Origin of the sequence: Streptosporangium sp. H16 (assembly GCF_051918855.1) — a bacterium.
Classification (GTDB): Bacteria; Actinomycetota; Actinomycetes; order Streptosporangiales; family Streptosporangiaceae; genus Streptosporangium.
In genome coordinates this window covers 66,888-90,456 of the sequence record NZ_JBPXMD010000017.1, presented here as the reverse complement: position 1 = coordinate 90,456, position 23,569 = coordinate 66,888, and the positions used below count along the sequence as shown (strand labels likewise).

The window sequence follows — 23,569 nt, the reverse complement described above, 5'->3', positions numbered from 1 at the left end:
GTGCCATGATCAGAATCGCTGTCGTGGGCGGCGGGATCGCCGGGGCCATGCTGGCCTGGCGGCTGTGCGAGGTCGTCAGGGGGAGCGCCGTCCACCTGTACACCGGAGAGCCGCACAGGAGGGCCGACGCCAGCGCCGCCTCCGGGGGGCTGACCAGGGCCTTCGAGCCCGACGCCGCACTGTGCCTGGAGGCCGCCGACAGCCTGGCCGAGCTCCACTCGAACCGGGAGCTGCGCGAGTGGGCCTCCTACCGGGAGACCGGCTCGGTGTACCTGCTGCCCGGCCTCGGACCGGGCACCGAGGGCCTGGTCGAGCTGGTACGCAGCCGCCTGCCCGGCTCGATCTCCCTGGTGAGCGGCGCGGAGCTCAGCACCCGCGGCACGTTCCGCGAGCTGCCCGAGGGGAGCGTGGCCGTCGTCGAGAAGCGCGCCGGATACCTCTCCCCGAACGCCTTCCGCGACCGGCTTCTGGTCGAGCTCGCCAGGTCGGGCGCCTTCGTCACCGACGGGCAGGTGGACGGCATCACCGCCGAGGCCGAGGTCCGGCCGGCCGAGGGCAGCCCGGCCAGGTTCGACGCCGTCGTGGTGGCCGCAGGGGCGTGGACCCAGGGACTTCTCGCCCGTACGGGCCTGACGGACGCGGGGCTGCGCACCAAGGTGATCCAGTACGTGCTCGGCCCCTCGGCGGGGAAGAATCCCGACGCGTTCGTCGACGAGACGTCCGGGCTGTACGGCAGGTCCTACGCAGAAGGACGGGTCCTGCTCGGGCTGCCCACCGACAGATGGGACATCACCCCTGGACCCACGCCGACCGACCCCGTTCTCACCAGCAGGATCCTCGACGTCGCCGAGGCCAGGATCGGATACCGGCCGCCGGGAAGGAAGGTCAAGGCCGTCACCGCGGTCGAGTGCTACCACCCCACGGGAGGGCTGTCGCTGCGTCCCCTGGCCAAGGGCGTCTACACGTTCACCGGGGGGAGCGGCGGCGCGGGCAAGACCGTGCTCGCCGCGAGCCGCACGGCCGCGCGAAGCCTGGTCAGGTCGCTGCGATGAGCGCGGGGACGCGACCCGTCAGGGTCGCGTCCCGGTGACCGTCGCCGGTCGCGAACGCCGCCGTGAGGAGGGAGACCGGCCGGGTCGCCCGTCCCCGCGGCCGTGAGGGCGGAGCCCGGAACCCGGTCAGGTCGCCGCGGTGAACGCCAGGTAGCAGTAGTCGTCCAGCATCTTCGCCAGCGGGCGCCCGGGGCGGCCCAGCAGCACCGCCAGCTCCCGCTCGCCGGCACCCGCCTCCTCCAGCAGGCGCCGCGCCCACTCCCGGCCCAGCCGCAGGTGCGCGCGGTAGGCGTCCGGCGTGCGGGACCCGTGCAGGGCGTCGGCGATGGCCGCGTCCCAGGGCATCAGCGCCGCCGGGCGCAGGGCGTGCAGCATCTTGGTCGCGGCGGTCGGTCCCAGGGAGCGGGGCCTGGCCCCGGGGGCCGCGCGCATCGCCGACAGGTCCGCGTAGCACTCGCCCAGCACGTCGATCTCCGCGTCGCCCAGCGCCGCGAGCGTGGCGTCCCGGCCGGGAAGGCGCTCCCGCCAGCGGTCCCACCAGGCCGCGCTCTCCGTGCCGAAGACGTCGGGCTCGCCGTCGCGCGGATAGCGCAGCCGGCACCCCCACGCGTTCAACCAGGTCAGCAGGGCCCGGCGATGGGCGGCGAGCGCGGGGTCGACCTCCGGACCGGTCGCCAGCAGCAGCCGCTCCCACGACCTGTCGGCCGCGCCGTAGCGGGCGAACTCGCCGACCGCCACGCGCAGGCGTTCCAGATCGGGCCCCCGGCCGGGGGGCGTCACGGGCGCCGTCACGGGCGCGGGCCGGTCAGGGGCGGCCGGCTCCGGCCCCGCATGAGCGTGGCCAGCAGCCGCTCGGTGCGCTCGCTCGGCTCCACGCCGAGGTCGGTGCGCAACCGGTGGCGGCACACCTCGTACCAGCTCAGGACGCGGCCGAGCTCGCCGAGCTCGCCGTGCATCATCATCAGGGTCTGGTAGGTGGTCTCGTGGTGGGGGTCGACGTCGAGGGCCCTGCGGCACCAGTGCATCGCGGCCGGCCAGTCCTCGCGCTCCAGCGCCTCGGTGCGCAGCGCGGACAGGGCGCGCAGCGCGGTCCCGCGCATCCACTGCCGCTGCTCGTTGATCCAGTCGCCGGTCTCGCCGGAGAGGAAGTCCCCGACGTACAGGTCGGCGGTCCGCTGGAACCACGCGATCGCGGTGTCGTGGTCCTTGGCCACCCACGCGCTCCGGCCCCGGTCGAAGGCGCGCTGGAACTCCTCGATGTCCACCCACGCGCTGTTCGTCCGCAGCACGTACCCGTGGTCCTGGTGGAGCAGGGTGAAGCCGTCCCTGTCCTCGAACTCGTTGAGCACCCGCCGCACGCCGTGCACGGCGACCTTGAGCGAGCTGGAGCGGTGATCCTCCCTCTCCGGCCACAGCACCTCGCGCAACCGGTCCCCGTGGACGAACCGCTCACGGTTGACCAGCAGGTACTGGAACAGGGCCCTCGACTTGCCGGCACGCCAGTGTGAGACGGCCTGCCCGTCGACCTCCAGGCGGAAGTTGCTCAGGCATCGGGCGATGACCGAGGGCGTGCCCTCGTCCCGCCCGGCGTTGTGGGGACCGGCTTTCACCAATTGTTGAACGGGCATGTTCGCTTCCCTTGGAAGGACGGACTCCGCCGCTCGCGGACTCACCCGCGGACGCCGAAGCACGTCGAGTACGAGTGTGGCGCCAGCACGACCTGGACGTGATACGGCATGCGCTCGTCGTGCATCCGGAACATGACCGTGATCTCAGGGTAGGAGGTGGTCATGCCGAGGCCGGCGAAATAGTGGTCGGTGGCGAGGACGAGACGATAGAGCCCGCGCTCCATGAATTCGTCCGTCCATTCTTTAACATTTCCATCGATGTCGGTCTCGCCCTCGGAGACCGGCTCCCAGCCGGTGCCCGAGGCGCGCTCCAGGCGAGCTCGGACACCGGCCGCGGACCGGCCGTAAACGCCGTCAAGTGCCTGCGTGGCGATGCTCATGTGAGGTTACCCATCTGCTGGTCGGGGCCGCGTGACCCTTATCGCGCGGCCTCGGTCCCATCAGGTTCCACGGGAGGGCTATCCGTCCGCTATCCATCGGCTACCGGAGCCTATTCTTTCGTGCCGGACGGCTCGGATGCCGGATCAGAAGGGATCGGATAAGGGGCGGATAGGGGCGCTATTTACGTTTTGAAGCAGACAGGCGGACAGCAGTGAACGGCCTGCGAGACACGAAGAAGAGGTACAGGAAATGCGGGAATTCGCGAGCTTCACCACCCTCCGGATCATCGTCTCCGCCGTCGCGGTCCTCGGGTGCCTCGGTCTCGCCGCCGTCGTCCCCTCGATCGCCGGCGGAGCCCCGACGACCACCGTGCTCGCCAGCAACACCCCCTGGGGCTGAACTGCACCCCCCGCCCGGCGAGGTCGCCGGCGGCGGGAGTTCGCCGAAGCGGTCGGAGCCGTCCAAGGTCCGGCCGCTTCTTCGTGTCTCAAACCCGCCCGTTAGTCGCAAATCGGGCCAGACCTTTACAAACCCCCCTGGTTCTCCCACCAGCGACGTTGTATGATCCCGGGCAGACCACGTTTCATGCATATAAAATTGCCCGTCGTGATCTCTGGGTTATATGTCTGGAGATCATGGAGGGTGGGGTTGAGTCGATTGTTGCCTGGATTTAAGGCAGTGGTTAGATCCCTGATGTCTCTCTTACACCGACCGTGCGGTGAATTTCCGGAACAGGCCGCGATTCTGTAAGGAGAGTCGGTGGAGTATCGGATCCTCGGCCCCCTGGAGGTCATCGCCGACGGCCAGCGCCTGGATCTGGGCGCGCCTCGGCAGCAGGTCGTCCTCTCCTGCCTCCTGCTGGAGGCCAACCGGATGGTCACCATCGGGCGGCTGACAGACGCGATCTACGGTGAGGACCTCCCCAGCACCTCGCGCGCGCAGGTGCAGATCTGCATCTCCTCGCTGCGGCGGCTGTTCGCCGCCAACGGCGGGCCCGACGTCATCGCGACCCACTCCCAGGGATACACGCTGCGGGTCGCCGAGGGGGAGCTCGACTCCCAGACCTTCGAGGGCCTGCTGAACCAGGCCCGCCAGGCTCGCGAGGGCCACCGTCCGGAGGACGCCGTCAGGCGCTACCGGGAGGCACTCGCCCTCTGGCGGGGTCCCGCCCTCGACGGCCAGGAGAGCCGGCTCGTGCAGGGGGCGGTCGGCAGGCTGGGCGAGCGCCGGATCACCGCGAACGAGGACTGCGTCGAGCTCGAGCTGGAACTGGGCAGGCACCACGAGCTGGTGGGCGAGCTCAGCGAGCTCGTCGAGGAATATCCGCTCAGGGAACGGCTGCGCGGCCAGCTGATGATCGCGCTCTACCGCTCGGGACGCCAGGCAGAGGCGCTGACGGTCTATCGCCGTGCCCGCCAGACGATGATCGACGAGCTGGGCATCGAACCCAACGAGAGCCTCCAGCAGCTCGAGTACGCCATCCTCACCTCCGACGAGAGCCTCGACCCGCCGGGGCGGCAGCAACAGCACCAGCATCAGCCCCAGCGCCACGCGGAGACGCAGGAGGCGCCGGCCGCCCGCCGGACGGTTCCCCGGCTGCTTCCCACCGACATCGCCGACTTCACCGGCCGGATCAAGCTGGTCGAGGCGATCCGCCGCCAGCTCACGTTCGCCGCGGAGGACCGGCAGCGGCTCGCCGTCCCCGTCATCGCCGTCGTCGGCAAACCGGGCATCGGCAAGTCCACGATCGCGGTGCACGTCTCGCACAGCGTCGCCGGACGCTACGAGGACGGCCAGCTCTTCGCCGACCTGCATGGAGGGGAGTCCCACCCGGTCGGCTCCGGGCAGGTGCTCGAACGGTTCCTGCGCGCGCTGGGCGTGCCGGGTAACGCGATACCCGACGGGGTGGACGAGCGGGCGGAGATGTACCGCGGCCTGCTCTCCGGGCGCAAGGTGCTGGTCGTCCTGGACGACGCCAGGAGCGAGAGCCAGGTGCTGCCGCTGTTGCCCGGCAATCCCGAGGCCGCGGTGATAATCACCAGCCGCAGCAGGCTCGCGGGCCTGCCGGGCGCGGCCCATCTCGACGTCGGCCTCTTCGACTCCAGGCAGTCGGTGGACCTGCTCGCCCGCATCGCCGGCGTCGAGCGGGTGCAGGCCGAGCGGGAGTCGGCGGCCGAGCTGGCGGACCTCTGCGGCCATCTGCCGCTGGCGCTGCGCATCGCGGGCGCCAGGCTCGCCGCCCGCCCGCACTGGACGATCGACCAGCTCGTGGGACGGCTGGAGGACGAGACCCGCAGGCTCGACGAGCTCAAACACGGCGACCTGGGCATCAGGGCGAGCATCTCCCTGACGTACGAGAGCGTCAGCGAAGACGCGCGCCGCCTGTTCCGGCGCCTGGCCATCCTGGAGTCCCGGCACTTCTCCGGCTGGGTCGCCGCCGCGCTGCTCGACTGCCATCCCTCCGACGCGCAGGACCTGCTCGACGACCTGGCCGATGCCCAGCTGGTCGAGACGGCCGATGCCGGGTACGGCGTGCACAGCCAGTACCGCTTCCACGACCTGATCCACGTGTTCGCCCGCGAGCGCCTCGCCGGCGAGGAGGCGGTCGCCGACCGCAACGCCGCGCTGGAGAGGGTGCTCGGCGGCCTGCTCTTCCTGACCGGCGAGGCGCACCGCCGCGAGTACGGCGGAGACTACGTGCAGGTCCACAGCAACGCGCCGCGCTGGCCGCTGCCCGCGCGGCTGGTCGAGAAGCTGGTCATGGCACCCCTCCCCTGGTACGAGCGCGAGCGGCTCACGCTGGTCTCGGGCATCCGCCAGGCCGCTCAGGCCGGGTTCGTCGAGCTGTGCTGGGACCTCGCGATCAGCGCGGTCACCCTGTTCGAGTCGAGGATCTACTTCGACGACTGGCGGGAGACCCACCAGGTCGCCCTGGCCGCCGCCCGGCAGGCCGGGGACCGTAGGGGGCAGGCGGCGATGCTCTACTCGATCGGCTCGCTGTACATCGCCGAGCAGCGCTTCGGGGACGCGCGGCGCGACTTCGAGTCGGCGGCCGAGCTGTTCGAGGAGGCCGGGGACGACCTGGGAGTGGCCCTCGTCATCCGCAACATCGCCTTCCTCGACCGGATGAGCGGCCGGCTCGACGACGCGGTGGAACGTTATGACCGCGCGCTGAGCATCTTCCGCGGCACCGGCGACCAGGTCGCCTCCGCCTACGTGCTCCACAGCATGGCCCAGATCAGGCTCGACTGCGACGAGCTCGACGAGGCCAAGCGCCTGCTGGGCGAGGCGCTGGAACTCAGCAGGGTCGGGGGCAGCCGCCGGGTGGAGGCGCAGGTCCTGCACCGGCTGGGCGAGACCTACCTCAGGTCGGAGGAGTTCGCGTCGGCGGCCGAGGTCTTCGAGCGGACGCTCACGACCGTGCGCAACATCGGCGACCCGACCGGCGAGGCGTACGCCCTGCACGGCCTGGGCGTCACGCGGCTGCGCCAGGGGAACCTCCAGGAGGCCGAGCTCACCCTCCAGAACGCCCTGGAGGTGGCGACCACCGCGGGGGAGAGGCTCGCCGAGGCCAGGGTCGTGCTCGCGCTCGGTGAGCTGGCGCTCGCCGTCGACCAGACCGAACAGGCCATCGGCCGCTTCCACCAGGCCCTCGGCCTGTTCCACAAGATTGACGCGCCGCTCCACCAGATGCGCGTCCTGGTCATGCTCAGCGCGGCGTACACCACCGTCGGCGAGGCCGAGGCGGCGCTGAGCGTCTCGGAGGAGGCCCTCGAGCTGGCCGGCACGATGCCCCCCGCGATCGCCGCCCGGGTACGCGCCCAGCTGGAGCCTCCTCCGTCGCCCGCCCTGGAACAACCACGAGGGCGGGCGGGGAAGGTCCCGGCGTCCTGAGGACCGGACGGTCCGCAGAGGTCCGGGGAGGTCCGGGAACCGGACCTCCCCGGGCGGTCGCCGCCGGTCGTGCCGCCGGTCGCGGGGTCACCGGTCGTGAGGTCACCGGTCGCGGGGCTACCGGTGCTCAGCAGATGCGGCGCAGGGCCTCCGCGAGGCTGGACAGGCCGACCGGCCCCAGCTCCAGCGCGGCGGTGTGCCAGGCACGCAGGTCGAAGGCGTCACCCAGGCGCAGCCTGGCCTCCTCGCGGGCCTGCACCCACGCCCGCTCGCCCAGCTTGTAGGAGATGGCCTGGGAGGGCCAGCCGAAGTAGCGCACCACCTCGGCCTCGACCCGGTGCGGCTCGCAGCGGCCCTGCTCGCGCAGCACCTCGCAGGCCTTCTCGAAGGTCCACCTTGAGCCGTCGGGCAACGGCAGGTCGAGGTGGACGCCCAGGTCGATGACCACCCGGGCGGCGCGCAGGGCCGACCAGTTGAGCATGCCCAGCCGGGTGCCCGGCTCGGTGAACCAGCCGAGCTCGTCGGCGAGCCGCTCGGCGTACAGGCCCCACCCCTCGCCGTGGCCGTCCACCCAGGAGACCTTGGCGAACCTGGACAGGGTGTCCCCGGCCGTGCGCATCGCGCCGAACTGCAGGTGGTGGCCGGGCACCCCCTCATGGAAGATCGTCGTCAGCTCGCTCCAGGTGGCGAAGCGGGTCCGCCCGCCGACCGGCCACAGGGTGCGGCCCGGCCGCGACAGGTCCTCGCTGGGCGCGTTGTAGGAGGCCGCGCCGGACGTGGAGCTCACGTCGACCTCGGCCACGATGCGCCGCAGCGGTTCGGGGATGTCGAAGTGCGTGCCGTTCAGCTGCTCGACCGCCCGGTCGTGGCGCTCCTGCAGCCACGCCTGGTACTCCTCCAGGGAGTCGACCGCCTGGGTCTCGTTGAGGATCGCGGTCGCCTCCTCGATGGTCGCGCCCGGCTTGATCCGCTCGACCTCGGCGGCCGTCTCGGCCCCGATGCGCTCCAGCTCCGCCCAGCCCCACTCGTACGCCTCGCGCAGGTCGATGTCGGCGCCCAGGCTGATCCTGGCGACGACCGCGTAGCGCTCGGGGCCCACCGCGTCGGCCTCGCTCGCCCGGGGCGCGTACTCCTCGCGCAGGTAGCGCCCCGCGAAGGCGTAGGCGTCGTGGGCCGCCGCGGCCGCCTTGAGCAGCTCCTCCCTGACCGGGCCCTCGCCGTAGGTGGCGACGAAGGCGTCGTGCGCCGGGGGAGTCCCGCCGGCGCCGGCGAACTGGTCGGCCTGGTCCGCCATGGCCAGCGCCTGCCTGCGGGCGCCCCGCAGGCCCATCTCCAGTCCGACCTCCAGGCTCTCCCGCCACCCGGCGAGCATCTCCGGGATCGCCGCCAGGCGGGCGGCAACGTCGCGCCACTCGTCGTCGGTGCCGTGGGGGAGGAGGACGACGCTGGAGCGCACCCGGTAGGGCAGCCCGTACGGCGCCGCCACCCAGCGGAGCGGTTCGCCCGTGTCGTGCCAGGCGAGCTCGGCCTCCAGCCGCTCCCGCAGGTGGGTGGCCGCCCTGACGTCCGGCTCGCCGGTCGGGACCAGCTCGTCGAGACGCTTCAGGGTCGAGCGGATCAGCTCGGCACGGGCGGCGCTCCCGGCCGGGCTGTGGTCGGTGGCGGCCACGAAGTCGGACACGATGCCTTCGGCACCTGCCGCGATCGGGTCGAGGGCCGCCCAGCGGGTGACGTACTCATCGCAAAGCGCAAAGATCGGAGTGCTCATGTCCGGACCGTAGGATCGCCTGGCATCCGCCCCTTATCCCTTCGCTATCCGGCCGCCCTGACGTCCGGGAACGCGGCGCCGCGAGGGACACGCCCGCGCCCGGTGAGAACCCGTCCCTACGGAGCCGGAGCCCGAGCCGGAGGCCGGTGGTCAGGCCGGGGCGCCTCCCGCGGCCCTGCGCGACTCCTCGGCCGCCCAGGTGAACACGCCCCTGGCCATCAGCGACGCCTCTGACTCCGCCCTGGCGGCGAACACCTCGGCCCGCACCCCGTGCAGTGCCGTGTCGTCCGGTGCGGCCTGCACGGCCATCTCGGCCAGGTGTCCCGCCAGCCGCTGGTCTCCCGCGGCCAGCGCCTCCAGCGCGGCGTCGCCCAGCCTCGCGGCGCCTCCGGCCAGCTTCGCCACCGCCGCGGCCAGCGTGGCCTCGGGCGCGGGCTTGAGGTGGGCCGGGTTGCCGTCGTACCAGCCGCCGTACAGCCGCCAGATGTTGCGCACCACGAACTCCGGCTCGTCGTAGTGCGGGCGCAGATAGGGCCGCTCCGCCAGCCGCGCGGGAGGCCGCACGGCGCGCACGATGTCGTCCAGCCTGGCGCCCTCGTTGAGCATCCCCAGGGTGCGCTCGACCATGAACTCCAGCCACTCGGCCGTCTCGGTCAGCGCCTGCTCGACCCGGTCGGCGCCGAAGATCGGGGCGCCGTGGCTGGGCAGCATGATCTCCGGCCGCAGCTCGGCCATCCTGCGCAGCGCGATCGCCCACTCGCGCGGGTAGCGCTGCGCCTTCTGCGGGTTGCCGCAGTTGGGGGTCACCCAGATGAACAGGTCGCCCGGCAGCAGGATGCGGTGCGAGGGCACCCAGCCGACGCTGGCGTCGTCGGTCTCGCCCTTGGCGTGGAAGAGGTCGACGTGGCCGAGCGACATCACGTCGCGGTAGGCCACGTCGGGGTAGCGGTACTCGGTGGGCCAGGTCAGGCCGGGAGCCTGGAACTGCCGCCGGTTCACGATGGCGTTGTAGCCGTTGGTCAGCACGTAGCGCTCGAAGCGGACGGCGACCGCCTCGTGCCCCACCACCGTCGGCCGGGGCCGTCGCGCCGTGTCGGCCTCGGCGTCGAACGGGCCGACGCCCGAGACGTGGTCGATGTGGCCGTGGGAGTAGACCGCGGCGGTCACCGGGTCGTCGGTCCAGGCCCGCAGCTCGGTGTGGAGCCGGTCCGCGTCGAAGGGGTTGCCCGTATCGAACAGGGTCACCTCCCCGCCGTGCCGCAGCGCGATCACGTTGCCGAAGCCGCTGCGGAAGCCCACGCCGTCGACGATCTCCACGAAGCCCTGCCCGGCGAGGCCGGTGTGCACGATGCTGTCAGGGGCCTCGCCCCGCCACACGGTGTCGGCGTACTCGGTGATGTTCATGGGAGGTCAGCCCTTCCTCGACGTCTTCCGCCGCGCTCCGGCCGGTGCCCGCGCCCGGGTGAACCGGCGGGCGGATACCGCGTGTTCCGCCGTCCGGGATCGATGTGGTTTTGGAGAACAAGCCCATTCCAACCGAGCGGCACCGTATATGTCACCATCCGCGGGTGATCCAACCTGAGGTGAGCGCATCCCGCGGGCGACCCCCGGCTCACGGGCCGGTCGGGCACCGGTGGCGGGGAGCGTGCACGCCGGGGACCTTCGCCGCTGCCGCGCCCGGGGCCACGGAGGCAACCCGGAGGCAACCCGGAGGCGGACCTGAGGAGGAACCGGTGAAGCTCCCGCCATGGGACCAAGGTCCCCTCCGGTGAGGTCCGCCGCCCCTACGGGAGGACGCCGTCGCCACTCGAAGCTACGGGGAGCCCCTGAAGACTTGGAGCGTCGATGGACGTCTTGGACCTGTCCCGCTGGCAGTTCGGTATCACGACCGTCTACCACTTCCTGTTCGTCCCGCTGACGATAGGGCTGTCGGTCATCGTGGCCGGCCTGCAGACCGCCTGGTACCGCACGCGGAATCCGGACCACCTCAGGCTCACCCGGTTCTTCGGCAGGCTGTTCCTGATCAACTTCGCGATGGGCGTGGTCACCGGCATCGTGCAGGAGTTCCAGTTCGGGATGAACTGGAGCGCCTACTCCCGCTTCGTCGGCGACGTCTTCGGCGCCCCGCTGGCCATGGAAGGGCTGATCGCCTTCTTCCTGGAGTCGACCTTTCTCGGATTGTGGATCTTCGGCTGGGACAAGCTGCCGCCCCGCCTGCACCTGGCCACCATCTGGCTGGCCGCTCTCGGCACCAACATCTCGGCCTACTTCATCCTGGCGGCCAACTCCTGGATGCAGCACCCGGTGGGCTACCGCCTCAACCCGGTCAGCGGGCGCGCCGAGCTGACCGACATCTGGGCGGTGCTGGGCAACTCCACCACCCTGGTCACCTTCCCGCACGTGTTGTTCGGCGCGTTCGTCACCGCCGGCGCCTTCGTGGCGGGAGTGAGCGTCTGGCAGCTGAGCCGCGGGCGGGAGGCCGCGATGTTCCTGGGCTCGGCGCGGATGGCGATGGCCGTCACCCTGGTCGCCGCCGCCGGGGTCGCGTTGTCGGGGCACTGGCAGGCGCAGATCATGACCGAGCAGCAGCCTATGAAGATGGCCGCCGCCGAGGCGCTGTGGGAAGACGAGACCTCCGCGGGCTTCTCCCTGTTCGCCGTCGGCGACGTCGAGAACGGCCGCAACCACGTCAACGTGCAGATCCCCTACGGCCTGAGCCTGCTGGCCACCAACACCACCGACGGCCGGGTCGAGGGCGTCAACGACATCCAGGCCCGCTACCAGGCCCTGTACGGCCCGGGGGACTACCGGCCCGTCGTCGGCCTGGCCTACTGGACCTTCCGCCTGATGATCGGCTTCGGCGTGCTGGCCGGGCTGCTGGCCCTGGCCGGGCTGTGGCTGACCCGGCGCGGGAGGTCGCCGTCCGGGCGCTGGTTCCACCGGCTGGCCGTGGCCGGCATCGGCCTGCCGTTCCTGGCCAACTCGCTCGGCTGGATCTTCACCGAGATGGGCCGCCAGCCCTGGACGGTCTTCGGCGTCATGCGCACCGCCGCGGCCGTCTCCCCGGGCGTCGACGTCACCGAGGTGGCCATCACGCTGACCGGGTTCACCCTGGTCTACGCCGTGCTCGCGGTCATCGAGGTGCGGCTGCTGCTGAAGTTCATCCGGATCGGCCCGCACGAGGAGCCCGAGCCTGCCGGCGCCGTCCCGGCCCTGACCCACTGAGATCGCGAGGGGAATCCCGTCATGGAGCTCACCACCGTCTGGTTCGTGCTCATCGCCGTGCTGTGGACCGGCTACTTCGTGCTGGAGGGCTTCGACTTCGGCGTGGGGATCCTGCTGCCGGTGCTGGGCCGTACCGTGCCGGAGCGCAAGATGATCGTCGCCGGCATCGGCCCGGTGTGGGACGGCAACGAGGTGTGGCTGCTGGTCGCCGGCGGCGCCACCTTCGCCGCCTTCCCCGAGTGGTACGCCACCTTGTTCAGCGGCTTCTACCTGCCGTTGTTCGTCATCCTGCTGGCCCTGATCATGCGGGGCGTCGCCCTGGAGTACCGCGGCAAGAGCGACGGCACCCGCGGCTGGGACCGCGCCTTCTTCTGGGGCTCGCTCGGACCGGCCTTCCTGTGGGGCGTGGCCTTCGCCAACATCGTGCGCGGCGTACCGCTGGACGCCGACCACGAATACGCGGGCACCCTGCTGACCCTGCTCAATCCCTACGCGCTGCTCGGCGGCGCGGCCACCCTGGTGCTGTTCACCCTGCACGGCGCGGTCTTCCTGGCGCTGAAGACCACCGGCCAGGTGCGCGAGCGCGCCGGGCGAGCCGTACGGCTGCTCGCACCGGTGGCCCTGGTCGTGGGCGGGGCGTTCCTGCTGGTGACCCAGCTCATCGCGGGCAAGCCGATCACCTGGCTCACGGTGGCGCTGGCCGCGGGCGCGCTCGCCGCCGCCCTGGCGGCCACGCTGCGCGGGCGCGAGGGATGGGCCTTCGCCGCCAACGCCGTGGCCATCGTCGCCGTCACCGCGACCCTGTTCACCTGCCTGTGGCCGAACGTCATGCCGGCCGTCGACCCGGCCCACAGCCTGACGGTGCACAACGCCGCGTCCACCCCCTACACCCTGACCGTGATGACCTGGGTCGCCGCGATCTTCACCCCGGTGGTGCTGGCCTACCAGGCCTGGACCTACTGGGTCTTCCGCAAGCGTTTGACCCAGCCCCAGGTGGAGGCGAACTGACCGGGGCCGGACAGCCGGCCGGGGACGCCGATGTCCGTCCTCGCGTGGGCGGGTGCCCGGCGTCCGTCCTCGCGTGGGCGGGCGCGGAGCCGGGACCGAACCCGGTCGCGCATGCGACGCGGGGGCGAGACCGGCGGTGAACGCGATCCCGGCAGACGGGTTCACCGCCTGCCGGGACCGGGGACCGCGTGCTCATCCGGCCGGGGGAAGGGCCGCGCGGCCCGCCTCCAGCCGGGCCACCGGGAGCCGGTACGGCGAGCAGGACACGTAGTCCAGCCCCGCCCGGTGGAAGAAGTGGATGGACGCGGGGTCGCCACCGTGCTCGCCGCACACCCCGACGCGCAGGCCGGGGCGGGCCGCGCGGCCCTCCTGGACGGCCAGCTCGACCAGGCGGCCGACGCCGCGCTCGTCGATGGACTCGAAGGGGGAGGCGGCGAAGACGCCCAGGCGCAGGTACTGCGGCAGGAAGGAGCTCTCGGCGTCGTCACGCGACAGGCCCCAGGCCATCTGGGTCAGGTCGTTGGTGCCGAAGGAGAAGAACTCCGCCTCGGCGGCGATGTCGCCGGCGGTCAGGGCCGCCCGCGGCACCTCGATCATCGTGCCGACGGGGATCGGCGGGGCGCCGGGGATGCCGGCCAGCACCCGCTCGGCCTCGGCGCGGACCAGGGCCAGCTCGCGGACGTCGCCCACCAGCGGCACCATGATCTCCGGCCGCGGGTCGCCGCCCTCGAGGATCCGGGCCGCGGCGGCCTCGCCGATGGCGCGCACCTGCATGGCGAACAGGCCGGGGACGGCCAGGCCCAGTCGTACCCCGCGCAGGCCCAGCATCGGGTTGGACTCGTGCATCCGCCGCACGGCCGCCAGCAGGGCCCGGTCGCGATCGGTCGAGGCGGCCAGCAGCTCCTCCAGCGGGGGCAGGAACTCGTGCAGCGGCGGGTCGATCAGGCGGATGGTCACCGGCAGGCCGTCCATGGCGGCCAGGATGCCGGTGAAGTCCTCGCGTTGCAGCGGCAGCAGTTCGGCCAGCGCGGCGGCGACCTCCTCCTCGCTCTCGGCCAGGATGAGCCGCTCCACCAGCACCCGCCGCTCGCCCAGGAACATGTGCTCGGTACGGCACAGCCCGATCCCGGCCGCGCCGAACCCGCGGGCCCTGGCGGCGTCCTCGGGGGTGTCGGCGTTGGCCTGCACGCCCAGCCGGCGTGTCGCGTCGGCGTGCGCGACCAGGCGGCTGACGGCGTGCACCAGGGGGCCGGCGGCGGCGTCGAGGTCCCCCTCGAAGTAGCGCACCACGGGGGAGGGGGTGACGGGCAGCTCGCCCAGGTACACCTTCCCGGTGATGCCGTCCACGGAGATCATGTCGCCCTCGCGGACCGTGACCGGACCGGAGCGCAGCAGCCCGCCGACGGTGTCGACGTCGAGTTCGGCGGCGCCGCACACGCAGGTGCGGCCCATGCCGCGGGCCACCACGGCCGCGTGCGAGGTCTTGCCGCCGCGGCTGGTCAGGATGCCCCTGGCGGCCAGCATGCCGGGCAGATCGTCGGGGTTGGTCTCGCGCCGGACGAGGATGACCGGCTCGCCGCGCCCGGCGGCCTCGACGGCGCGGTGGGAGTCGAAGACCGCCCGGCCGGAGGCGGCCCCCGGCGAGGCGGCCACGCCGGTGGCGATCGGCTCGGGCGCGCCCTCCAGGTCGAAGCGGGGGAACATCAGCTGCGCCAGCGCGGCGCCGTCCACCCGCCGCAGCGCCTGATCCAGGTCGATGACACCCTCGTCGACGAGCTGGGCGGCGATGATGAAGGCCGCCGCGGCGGTGCGCTTGCCCACCCGGGTCTGCAGCATCCACAGCCTGCCGTCCTCGATGGTGAACTCGATGTCGCACAGGTCGCGGTAGCGGCGCTCCAGGACGCCCATGATCTCCACCAGCCGCGCGTAGCAGGCGCCGTCGAGCCGCTCCAGTTCCTGCAGGGGCAGGGCGTCGCGGATGCCGGCCACCACGTCCTCGCCCTGGGCGTTGGGCAGGTAGTCGCCGTAGACGCCGCGGGCGCCGGTGGCCGGGTCGCGGGTGAAGGCGACGCCGGTGCCGCAGCGGGTGCCGCGATTGCCGTAGACCATGGCCATCACGTTGACCGCGGTGCCCAGGTCGTCGGGGATGTGCTCGGCGTTGCGGTAGACGCGGGCCCGCTCGGTGTTCCAGGAGCGGAAGACGGCCAGGACGGCGTCGCGCAACTGCTCGGCCGGGTCCTGCGGGAAGTCGGTCCCGGTGTGGGCGTGGAAGATCTTCTTATAGGCGCCGACCAGCTCGCGCAGGTCGGCCGCGGACAGCTCGGGGTCGGTGGCCACGCCGCGCTCGCGGCGCAGCGCCTCCAGGGCGCCCTCGAACTCGGTGCCGGGGATGCCCGTCACGGTGGAGCCGTACATGGAGATCAGCCGCCGGTAGCAGTCCCAGGCGAAGCGCTCGCCGCCGTGGGCGGCCAGGCCGGCCACGGTGACGTCGGTCAGGCCGATGTCCAGGACGGTCTCCATCATGCCCGGCATGGAGAAGCGGCCGCCGGAGCGCACCGACACCAGCAGGGGGTCGCCGGGGTCGCCGAGACGGCGCCCGATGGCCTGTTCGACCCGCCGCAGGTGCAGGTCCACCTCCGCGTCCAGCTCGGGCGGGGTCGTCCCCCGCTCCAGGTAGAAGCGGCAGGCCTCGGTGGTGATGGTGAAGCCCGGCGGCACGGGCAGCCCCAGCCGGGTCATCTCGGCCAGGTTGGCCCCCTTTCCGCCGAGCAGGTCCTTCATGTCCATGTCGCCGTCGGCGAAGTCGTACACGTAGTTCGTGCGCATCGCGGGTGGCCTCCATCCGGTGGGGGTGGTGTCGCGGCCGGGCTCGGGGCCCGGGCCGCCGGTACGGGGCGGGCGCGGCGCGGCGGAACGGATGCCCGCGAACAGCAGGGCTCCGCCGACGACGAGCAGGAACGCCGCGACCAGGAACAGGGCCGTGGCCAGGTCGTCCAGCCACGGCAGCGCGACGCGCGTCTCGATGTCGGCGGCCACCCCGGGGGAGCCGTCGGCGTTCATGACGACGACGGCCCAGGTGCCCGGCCGGACATGCCAGACGAGGGTCTGCGGTCCGGCCCCGCTGACCTGCGCCGTCCAGGTGCCCGGCAGGCCCGGGGCCTGCCCGGGCGGCCCGCCGGGATGGTAGGAGTAGCGGCTCTCCGGGATCGGGCCGGCGGAGAACGGCAGCCCGGACACCTCGTCGTGGGCGATGCCACGCAGGTAGGAGGTGGCGCCGGCCTGCGTGGCGATCCCGGCGAAGACCGGCGCGCCGGACCCGGTGACCCGGATGCGCACCTCGCCGGCCGAGCCGGCGCGCAGGGCGCGCAGCGCCGGGACGTCGGAGACATCGGGGATCCGGACGTCGTCCATGACCACCGCGTAGCCGGGGGTGACCACGTGCCCGGCGCCGACGGCGATCAGGCCGTCGGGTCCGCGGGCGCTGTGCAGCCAGGCCGCGCCGGCGCCGGCCGCGACGGTGCCGAGCGCGCCGAAGGCCAGGACGGCGCCGGTCACGATGGCCAGGATCGCGCCCACCGGCGCCGCGGGGTGCCGGCGCGGCGGGGCGAGCGCGGCGGAGGCCGGGCGCGCCGCGTCCGAGGGCTCCTCGCCGCCCGTCTCCAGGCGGAAGGGCGGGTAGGCGTCGGTCATGAGGGTGGCATAGGCGGCCACCCTCAGCGTCCACCGGTTCATCCCGGTCACCGCGTCGAACAGGCCGCGCGGGTAGCGGCCGGTGAACGCCAGCGCGAGGGCGGCGATCAGCACCAGCAGCCCGATCAGGCCGCCCCAGTCCAGGGTGTAGAGGTAGCCGGCGCCGTCCGGCCCGTCGCGCCACGACAGCGGGCCGCCGCTGGTGAACAGCCACACGATCAGGTAGTGCGGCAGGGCCAGCAGCCACCACTTGACCAGGACCAGCCCGCGCGAGAGCCGCTCGGGGTGGTCGATCTCCAGGGTGGCCGGGTAGTCCGGCGCCGGGCCCAGGGTGAAGGGCGGGTAGCGGTCGGTGCCGAGCGCGCCGTAGCTGTAGTAGGCCACCCGCCAGGTCCAGCGCAGCACGCCCACGTTGAACTCGAAGACGGTACGCGGGTAGCGGCCGGTGACCAGGATGGCGAAGAACGCCACGACCGTCAGGACGGTGAAGGCGATCCACAGCGGGACCAGCAGCAGGTAGTGGGGGATCGCCAGCAGCCACTTGACCAGCCACAACCACCGGCTGAGCGGCTCGTCGAGCCGGGCGCGAACGCGGACGGGGTAGGCGTTCATGATCAGGTCTCCACAGCGGGGGGAATGGCGCCGTAGTAGGCGGCGCGCATCAGGTCCTGCATGTCGTCGAGCATCGGCATGCGCGGGTTGGCCGGGGCGCACTGGTCCTCGTAGGCGTTGCGGGCCTGGCCGGGCAGCCGGTCCAGGAAGGCGCCCTCGGGGACGCCGGCGGCCTGGAAGGACGCCTCGATCCCCGCCGCCTCGCGCAGCCGTTCGACGGCGGCGGCCAGGGACTCCACGCCGGCGGCGGGGGAGTCGGCGGGCAGGCCGAGGGAGCGGGCGATCTCCTGGAAGCGCTCGGGGGCGCGGTAGTGCTCGTACTTGGGCCAGCCCGACAGCTTGGCCGGGATCGTGCCGTTGTAGCGGATGACGTGCGGCAGCAGGATGGCGTTGGTCCGGCCGTGGGCCACGTGGAAGGTCGCGCCCAGGGTGTGGGACATGGCGTGCACGATGCCCAGGAAGGCGTTGCCGAAGGCCATCCCGGCGATGGTGCCGGCGTTGTGCATGCGCTCGCGGGCCTCCGGGTCGGCGGCGCCGTGCCGTATGGCCCGCTCCAGGTTGGCGAAGATCAGTTTGATCGCGTGCAGGGCCAGGCCGTCGGTGAAGTCACTGGCATAGACCGACACGTACGCCTCGATGGCGTGGGTCAGGGCGTCGAAGCCGCTGTCGGCGGTGACCGCGGGCGGCAGGTCCGCGGCCAGGACGGGGTCGACGATGGCCACGCTGGGGGTGAGCGCGTAGTCGGCCAGCGGGTACTTCTTACCGGTGGCGGTGTCGGTGATCACCGCGAACGGGGTGACCTCGGCGCCGGTGCCCGACGTCGTCGGCACGCATACCAGTTGCGCCAGCTCGCCCAGCGGCGGGAACTTGAAGGCGCGCTTGCGGATGTCGAAGAACTTCTGCCTCATGTCGTCGAAGACGACCTCGGGGTGCTCGTAGCGCAGCCACATCACCTTGGCGGCGTCCATCGCCGACCCGCCGCCCAGCGCGATGATGGTGTCGGGCCGGAAGGCGCGCATCAGCTCGGCGCCGCGGTCGACGGTGGCCACGCTGGGCTCGGGCTCGACGTCGTCGATGATCTGCAGCGCCACCCGCTCGGGGCGGCGGCCCAGCACGGTGATGATCCGGTCGACGTAGCCCAGGCGGGTCATGGTCGGGTCGGTCACGATGGTCACCCGGTGGACGCCGGGCATGTCGACCAGGTAGCGGATGGCGTGCGGTTCGAAGTAGATCTTGGCCGGCACCTTGAACCACTGCAGGTTGTTGGTGCGCCGCCCGATCCGCTTGATGTTGAGCAGGTCCACGGCCGAGACGTTGTGGGAGACGGAGTTGCGGCCATAGCTGCCGCAGCCCAGGGTCAGCGACGGGACGAACGCGTTGTACATGTCGCCGATGCCGCCCTGGGAGGAGGGGGCGTTCCAGATGATCCGCACCGCCTTGACCCGCATGCCGAACTCCTCGGCCAGCGCCTCGTCGCGGGTGTGGATCGCCGCGCTGTGCCCCAGACCGCCGAACTCGACCATGCGCTCGGCCAGGACGATGCCCTCCTCGCGGCTGCCGGCACGCAGTACGGCCAGCACCGGGCACAGCTTCTCCCTGGTCAGCGGCTCGGCGGGGCCGACCTCGGCGACCTCGGCGAGGATCACCGAGGTGCCGGGGGCCACGGCGAACCCGGCCCGCTCGGCGATCCAGGCCGCCGAGCGGCCCACCACCTCGGGGTTGAGCCGGGCGCCGGTGCCGAACAGCAGGTCCTCCAGCTTGCGCTTCTCCTCGGCCGTGGCCCGATGGGCGTGCAGGGCGGCGAACTGCGCCAGCACCGGCTCGTACACGGCCGTGTCGATGACGGCCGCCTGCTCCGAGGCGCAGATCATGCCGTTGTCGAAGGACTTCGACAACACGATGTCGTTGACGGCCCGGCGCAGGTCGGCGGTGCTCTCGATGTAGGCGGGGACGTTGCCCGGGCCGACCCCGAGCGCGGGCTTGCCGGCCGAGTAGGCGGCCCGGACCATGCCGCCGCCACCGGTGGCCAGGATCGTGGAGACCCCCTCGTGGTGCATCAGCGCGGTGGTGGCCGGCAGCGAGGGCTGCTCGATCCACTGCACGCACGCCTCGGGCGCGCCGGCGGCCACGGCCGCGTCGCGCACCACCGCCGCCGCCGCCACGCTGCACTCCTGAGCGGAGGGGTGGAAGGCGAACACGATGGGGTTGCGGGTCTTCAGCGCGATCAGCGCCTTGAAGATCGTGGTGGAGGTGGGGTTGGTGACCGGGGTGATCCCGCAGATCACGCCCACCGGCTCGGCGATCTCCACCAGGCCGCTGATGTCGTCGCGCGCGATCACCCCGACGGTCTTGAGGGTGGCCATGTCGTTGGTCACGTGCTCGCAGGCGAAGAGGTTCTTGACGGCCTTGTCCTCGAACACCCCGCGCCCGGTCTCCCGCACGGCCAGGTCGGCCAGCTCGGCGTGCTCGTCGAGGGCGGCCACGGAGGCCTTCTTCACGATGTGGTCGATCTGCTCCTGCCCGAAGGAGGCGTACTCCTCCAGGGCCTTGAGGGCGTTGCCGACCAGGGAATCGATCGTCTCGGCGATGGTGCGGGCGGGGACGGCCTGCTCGGCCATGCGGATCACCTCGGGCGGGTCGTGTCGCGGTTGTCACCTTCAGGATCACGACCCGCCGCGCTTTCCGCCCGAGCGCTTCGGCCCCACTTGCAGGGCACAAAGTCCTTCCCCGGCATGCGCGGGTCCCGGTCCCGGCCCCGGTCGCGGTCGCGGGGTCCGAAGTCCTCCGGGAACGGGTCGATCGACCCTGCCCGGGCGCGCGGTCGACGGGTCGGATAGGAGCAGGAGACCCCTCGCGGCCGACGCGAGGCTCACCCGGCATCGAGGCGGAGGAACCAATGAAGATCGGTATCAACGGGTTCGGCAGGATCGGCAGGGCGGCGCTGCGCAAGGCCCTGCCCATGGGGCTGGAGGTCGTGGCGATCAACGACGTCACCGACACCGGCACGCTGGCGCACCTGCTCAGGCACGACTCCACCTACGGCACCTTCGACCTGCCGGTCATGACCTCACCCGCCGGCCTGGTCGTCGGCGAGCACGAGATCGCCGTCACCGCGCACCGCGACCCTGCCGGCATCGACTGGGCCGGGTACGGGGTCGACCTGGTCATCGAGTCCACCGGCAGGTTCCGCACCCGCGACGACGCGGCCCGCCACCTCAAGGCGGGCGCGTCCAAGGTGCTCATCTCCGCCCCCGGCAAGGGCGTGGACGCCACCATCGTGCCGGGCGTCAACGACGCAGCCTACGACCCGGTGCGGCACCAGATCGTCTCGCTGGCCTCGTGCACCACCAACTGCGTCGCCCCGATGATCAAGGTGCTGCACGAGGAGTTCGGCATCGTGAAGGGCTTCATGACCACCATCCACGCCTACACCGGCGACCAGATGCTGCTGGACGGCCCGCACAAGGATCCGCGCCGCGCCCGCTCAGCCGCCGTCAACATCGTTCCCACCACCACCGGCGCGGCCCGCATGGTCGGCCAGGTGCTGCCGGAGCTGGCCGGAAGGCTGGACGGCGTGGCCATCAGGGTGCCGGTGGAGGACGGCTCGCTGACCGACCTGGCCGTCGTCCTGTCCCGCGAGACGACCGCCGAGGAGGTCAACGAGGCCTTCGCCGCCGCGGCCGCCGGGCCGCTGCGCGGCATCCTGCGCCACAGCACCGACCCGCTGGTCTCCCGCGACATCATCGGCGACCCGGCCTCCTGCGTCTTCGACTCGGCGCTGACCCAGGCCCACGGGGAACTGGTGAAGGTCTTCGGCTGGTACGACAACGAAGGGGGCTACGCCGGCCGCCTGGTGGAGATGGCCCAGCGCATCGGCGCCGAGTTCGGCTGAGCCGGGCCGGTGCGTGCCGTGGACCGGTGCGTGCCGTGAAAAGGAGAGCATGACGGGCCTGGCCCAGCCAGGCCCGTCGTCGTGCCGCCACGCCGGTCGGCCGACCACACCGGACCGGCCGGGCCACACCGGCCCGGCCGATCGCGCGGCGATCCTCTGTGGCGATGGTCAGTGATGGTCAGTGGTGCCCGTCCAGCAGCTCCGCCGGGGGGCGGCGCGGTGCGCGCGGTACGGCGAGGCCGTACCCCAGCCTGATGATCATCTGAGGGTGCCCGCGCCGGTGGTGGGGGTCGGTGCGGTGCCGCATGTCGCGCAGGTCCAGTGGCTGGTTGAGGAAGGAGGCGGAGATCCCGTGCAGGGTCGCGGTCAGCAGCACCCGCTGCAACGCCTGGCCGGCCCGCAGCCAGTCGGCCGGGGTGTCGCCGGCGGTGGTCAGCACGGCGAGCTGGGGATGCTTCTCGAAGGGCACGGCCGGCACCTGCCGGCCGAGCTCCCGGGTGGGGGCGGGGTCGCCGGCGCACCGCGGGCCGCGGACGTAGCCGGGCATGCCGTCGAAGCGCGGGCCGCGGATCGTCCAGGCCGCCACCTCGGCCCGGTAGCCGCGGTCCTTGGCCAGCTCGTCCTCGGCGAGGGCGACGTACTCCAGCAGGTCGGCCGAGCGGGCCTCGTTCAGCGGCACCAGCCTGGCACCCTCGCACGCCGCCGCCGCCCGCAGCTCGACCAGGACCGGGGGAGGTACGCGCTCGCCGTCGAAGGGCTCCCGGTTGGTGCGCCGCACCGCCACGGCCGCGTACAGCCGGCGCTCCTGCTCCGACGGCGGGCCGTCGGGGCGGACCCGTACGGTGGCCAGCAGATTCGGCCGCCCGGGGTCGGGGTGCGCGGTGACCAGCGGGAGGTAGGAGCTCTGCCGCACGGCCAGGCGCACGTTCAACAGCGCGGCCCCGCAGCTGACCTGCTGGGAACGTCCGCGCGGATCGCTCACCCGCAGCCGCCGGTCCGGATCGGCCCGTAGCTCCATGAGATCGTCGGCGACACCGAACCGCCACGGCTGCGTGTTGTGCACCGACGGCGCCAGACCGGCTGCCAGCAGCAGGCGGCGGACACCGAGGTCGGTGGCGAGGGGCGAGTTCATGGCGCACCTCCTTGTTCCAGGCTCCCCGAAGCTCCCGGGACCGGCAGCTCCTGGAACCGACGCTGTCCCATGCCCGCCACGAGCGGGCAGAGCCGCACGTCCCGATCGGCGGGGACCTTGGTCCACCGCGCCGCGCCGGTTCTCCCCGCGCCAGGTGGGCCGGGCCACGCCGCACCACGCCCCCTGCCCTCTGGCCGTCGCGCGCGTGCCGCACCGGTGACCCAAGGCTCAGGGAACTCGGGACCTATGGCCCTTCGGCAACTCGCGGGCACGGCGTGTGATGGAGGAAAACAAGGAGGAATCATGACTCACGTGATCGTCGTGGGGACTGACGGCTCGGCCGCCGGGACCGCCGCCGTGGAATGGGCCGCCGACGACGCCGCCCGCGCCGCCCGGCCGCTGCGCATCGTCTACGCGGTCGATCGCTGGCCGTACCAGATCTCCAAGTTCCCCAACCCGGTCATGGGCGACGTGCTGGAGAGCGGCGCCCGGCGCGTGCTGGCCGAGGCCGAGGAGGTCGCGCGCAAGCGGCAGCCCGACATCGAGGTGACCACCGAGCTGATCGAGGGCACCGCGGTGTCGGTGCTGCGCGCTCAGGCCGAGCACGCCGACGAGCTCGTCGTCGGCGCCCGGGGGCTGGGCGGTTTCGCAGGAGCGGTCATGGGCTCGGTGAGCGTCCACGTCGCCGGGCACGCGCACGGCGCCGTGGTCGTCGTACGGGCCGGGCAGCGGAGCGTTCACGGTCAGATCGTCGTCGGCGTCGACGACTCCCCGGCCTGCGAGCCGGCCCTGGCCTACGCCTTCGCGCAGGCCGCGCTGCGCGGCGCCACCGTGCGCGCCATCCACGCCTGGCAGGCCCCGGTGCACGTCTACGCGCCGGAGATCACCTACGACCTCGACGAGGTCGGCCAGGCCCACCAGCAGGCCGCTGCCGACAGGCTGCGCGGCTGGCAGGAGCGCCACCCCCAGGTGAAGGTGGTCCATGAGGTCGTCTGCGCGCACCCGGTGGACGCCCTCACCCGCGCCTCGGCCGAGGCCGACCTGGTCGTGGTGGGCTCCCACGGCCGCGGTGCCGTCAGCTCGGCGATACTCGGCTCGGTGAGCCGGGCCGTGCTGCTGCACGCCGGCAGCGCCGTCGCCGTCGTCCGTTCCGCGACCGATTGAGCGGCCCGGCCCACGCCTGTTCGAACGGCCCGGCCCGTGGTCGGCGGAGCGGATCGCTCCGGCGACCACGGGCCGGGCCGTACCCGGTGGCCGAACAGGCCGGCCGGTCGTTGCCAGGCCCGC

The 23,569-nt window shown here is 72.5% G+C and carries 15 protein-coding genes and 1 pseudogene; 7 read left to right on the top strand and 9 right to left on the bottom strand.

Features of this window, described 5'->3' with window-relative positions; genetic code table 11:
• Window positions 1-5: 5 nt before the first annotated feature.
• Window positions 6-1,052, top strand: coding sequence for an FAD-dependent oxidoreductase (locus ACTOQ2_RS26505; protein WP_440063458.1), 1,047 nt, complete (start codon window positions 6-8; stop codon window positions 1,050-1,052).
• A gap of 126 nt (window positions 1,053-1,178) precedes the next feature.
• Here the strand turns inward: ACTOQ2_RS26505 and ACTOQ2_RS26500 are convergent, their stop codons facing one another.
• From ACTOQ2_RS26500 to ACTOQ2_RS26490, 3 genes are read right to left on the bottom strand one after another with little or no spacing between them, the layout of a single operon-like run.
• A complete protein-coding gene (locus tag ACTOQ2_RS26500) occupies window positions 1,179-1,832 on the bottom strand; it encodes a hypothetical protein (protein ID WP_440103070.1) in 654 nt (217 codons plus the stop codon).
• Between the two features lie 8 nt (window positions 1,833-1,840).
• Window positions 1,841-2,680 carry an AfsR/SARP family transcriptional regulator gene (locus tag ACTOQ2_RS26495; protein ID WP_440103069.1) on the bottom strand — a complete coding sequence of 280 codons (840 nt, stop codon included), beginning with the start codon at window positions 2,678-2,680 and terminating at the stop codon, window positions 1,841-1,843.
• Window positions 2,681-2,721: 41 nt separating this feature from the next.
• Window positions 2,722-3,060, bottom strand: coding sequence for a hydroxyisourate hydrolase (locus ACTOQ2_RS26490; RefSeq protein ID WP_344748401.1), 339 nt, complete (start codon window positions 3,058-3,060; stop codon window positions 2,722-2,724).
• Between the two features lie 250 nt (window positions 3,061-3,310).
• Here ACTOQ2_RS26490 and ACTOQ2_RS26485 point away from each other — a divergent pair, with 250 nt between their 5' ends.
• Both ACTOQ2_RS26485 and ACTOQ2_RS26480 read left to right on the top strand, forming a co-directional pair.
• Window positions 3,311-3,460, top strand: a complete 150-nt coding sequence (locus ACTOQ2_RS26485; RefSeq protein WP_440063454.1) for a hypothetical protein — start codon at window positions 3,311-3,313, stop codon at window positions 3,458-3,460.
• Window positions 3,461-3,820: 360 nt separating this feature from the next.
• Complete coding sequence (locus ACTOQ2_RS26480; RefSeq protein ID WP_440103067.1) at window positions 3,821-6,955, top strand: AfsR/SARP family transcriptional regulator; 3,135 nt, start codon at window positions 3,821-3,823, stop codon at window positions 6,953-6,955.
• Between the two features lie 127 nt (window positions 6,956-7,082).
• Here the strand turns inward: ACTOQ2_RS26480 and ACTOQ2_RS26475 are convergent, their stop codons facing one another.
• On the bottom strand, window positions 7,083-8,723 hold the full coding sequence (locus ACTOQ2_RS26475) for a DUF885 domain-containing protein (RefSeq protein WP_440103066.1): 1,641 nt from the start codon (window positions 8,721-8,723) through the stop codon (window positions 7,083-7,085).
• A 150-nt stretch (window positions 8,724-8,873) separates the two neighbouring features.
• Window positions 8,874-10,127, bottom strand: a complete 1,254-nt coding sequence (locus ACTOQ2_RS26470) for an alkyl sulfatase dimerization domain-containing protein (protein ID WP_440103065.1) — start codon at window positions 10,125-10,127, stop codon at window positions 8,874-8,876.
• A gap of 441 nt (window positions 10,128-10,568) precedes the next feature.
• Here ACTOQ2_RS26470 and ACTOQ2_RS26465 point away from each other — a divergent pair, with 441 nt between their 5' ends.
• Together ACTOQ2_RS26465 and cydB are read left to right on the top strand one after the other, a co-directional pair.
• Window positions 10,569-11,948: a cytochrome ubiquinol oxidase subunit I gene (locus ACTOQ2_RS26465; protein WP_440103063.1), complete on the top strand. Its 1,380-nt coding sequence runs from the start codon at window positions 10,569-10,571 to the stop codon at window positions 11,946-11,948.
• A gap of 21 nt (window positions 11,949-11,969) precedes the next feature.
• Entirely contained in the window at window positions 11,970-12,956 is a 987-nt protein-coding gene (cydB, locus tag ACTOQ2_RS26460; RefSeq protein ID WP_440103061.1) for a cytochrome d ubiquinol oxidase subunit II, read from the top strand.
• Window positions 12,957-13,148: 192 nt separating this feature from the next.
• On the opposite strand, the gene ppdK is transcribed toward cydB, so the two are convergent.
• The 3 genes and pseudogenes from ppdK to adhE all read right to left on the bottom strand — a co-directional run bounded on the left by ppdK (window position 13,149) and on the right by adhE (window position 19,876).
• Window positions 13,149-15,782 (bottom strand): pyruvate, phosphate dikinase, encoded by a 2,634-nt coding sequence (ppdK, locus tag ACTOQ2_RS26455; protein WP_440103231.1) that lies wholly within the window; start codon window positions 15,780-15,782, stop codon window positions 13,149-13,151.
• 852 nt (window positions 15,783-16,634) lie between these two features.
• Window positions 16,635-17,258: pseudogene (locus tag ACTOQ2_RS26450) on the bottom strand (DUF4389 domain-containing protein); the annotation flags it as partial.
• A gap of 2 nt (window positions 17,259-17,260) precedes the next feature.
• The gene (adhE, locus tag ACTOQ2_RS26445) at window positions 17,261-19,876 is read right to left on the bottom strand and encodes a bifunctional acetaldehyde-CoA/alcohol dehydrogenase (RefSeq protein WP_440103060.1); all 2,616 of its coding nucleotides are present in this window, start codon (window positions 19,874-19,876) and stop codon (window positions 17,261-17,263) included.
• A gap of 278 nt (window positions 19,877-20,154) precedes the next feature.
• On the opposite strand from adhE, the gene gap reads away from it, so the two are divergent.
• Window positions 20,155-21,150, top strand: coding sequence for a type I glyceraldehyde-3-phosphate dehydrogenase (gene gap / locus ACTOQ2_RS26440; RefSeq protein ID WP_440103058.1), 996 nt, complete (start codon window positions 20,155-20,157; stop codon window positions 21,148-21,150).
• 178 nt (window positions 21,151-21,328) lie between these two features.
• On the opposite strand, the gene ACTOQ2_RS26435 is transcribed toward gap, so the two are convergent.
• The gene (locus ACTOQ2_RS26435; protein ID WP_440103056.1) at window positions 21,329-22,282 is read right to left on the bottom strand and encodes an Acg family FMN-binding oxidoreductase; all 954 of its coding nucleotides are present in this window, start codon (window positions 22,280-22,282) and stop codon (window positions 21,329-21,331) included.
• A 303-nt stretch (window positions 22,283-22,585) separates the two neighbouring features.
• Between ACTOQ2_RS26435 and ACTOQ2_RS26430 the strand changes: the two genes are divergently transcribed.
• Entirely contained in the window at window positions 22,586-23,446 is an 861-nt protein-coding gene (locus ACTOQ2_RS26430) for a universal stress protein (protein ID WP_440103055.1), read from the top strand.
• The last annotated feature ends 123 nt before the right edge of the window (window positions 23,447-23,569 follow it).

Coding starts and splice junctions, on each gene's coding strand:
- ACTOQ2_RS26505 (WP_440063458.1), top strand. CDS start 6: ATGATCAGAATCGCTGTCGTGGGCGGCGGGATCGCCGGGGCCATGCTG.
- ACTOQ2_RS26495 (WP_440103069.1), bottom strand. CDS start 2,680: ATGCCCGTTCAACAATTGGTGAAAGCCGGTCCCCACAACGCCGGGCGG.
- ACTOQ2_RS26490 (WP_344748401.1), bottom strand. CDS start 3,060: ATGAGCATCGCCACGCAGGCACTTGACGGCGTTTACGGCCGGTCCGCG.
- ACTOQ2_RS26485 (WP_440063454.1), top strand. CDS start 3,311: ATGCGGGAATTCGCGAGCTTCACCACCCTCCGGATCATCGTCTCCGCC.
- ACTOQ2_RS26475 (WP_440103066.1), bottom strand. CDS start 8,723: ATGAGCACTCCGATCTTTGCGCTTTGCGATGAGTACGTCACCCGCTGG.
- ACTOQ2_RS26470 (WP_440103065.1), bottom strand. CDS start 10,127: ATGAACATCACCGAGTACGCCGACACCGTGTGGCGGGGCGAGGCCCCT.
- ACTOQ2_RS26465 (WP_440103063.1), top strand. CDS start 10,569: ATGGACGTCTTGGACCTGTCCCGCTGGCAGTTCGGTATCACGACCGTC.
- cydB (WP_440103061.1), top strand. CDS start 11,970: ATGGAGCTCACCACCGTCTGGTTCGTGCTCATCGCCGTGCTGTGGACC.
- ppdK (WP_440103231.1), bottom strand. CDS start 15,782: ATGCGCACGAACTACGTGTACGACTTCGCCGACGGCGACATGGACATG.
- adhE (WP_440103060.1), bottom strand. CDS start 19,876: ATGGCCGAGCAGGCCGTCCCCGCCCGCACCATCGCCGAGACGATCGAT.
- gap (WP_440103058.1), top strand. CDS start 20,155: ATGAAGATCGGTATCAACGGGTTCGGCAGGATCGGCAGGGCGGCGCTG.
- ACTOQ2_RS26435 (WP_440103056.1), bottom strand. CDS start 22,282: ATGAACTCGCCCCTCGCCACCGACCTCGGTGTCCGCCGCCTGCTGCTG.
- ACTOQ2_RS26430 (WP_440103055.1), top strand. CDS start 22,586: ATGACTCACGTGATCGTCGTGGGGACTGACGGCTCGGCCGCCGGGACC.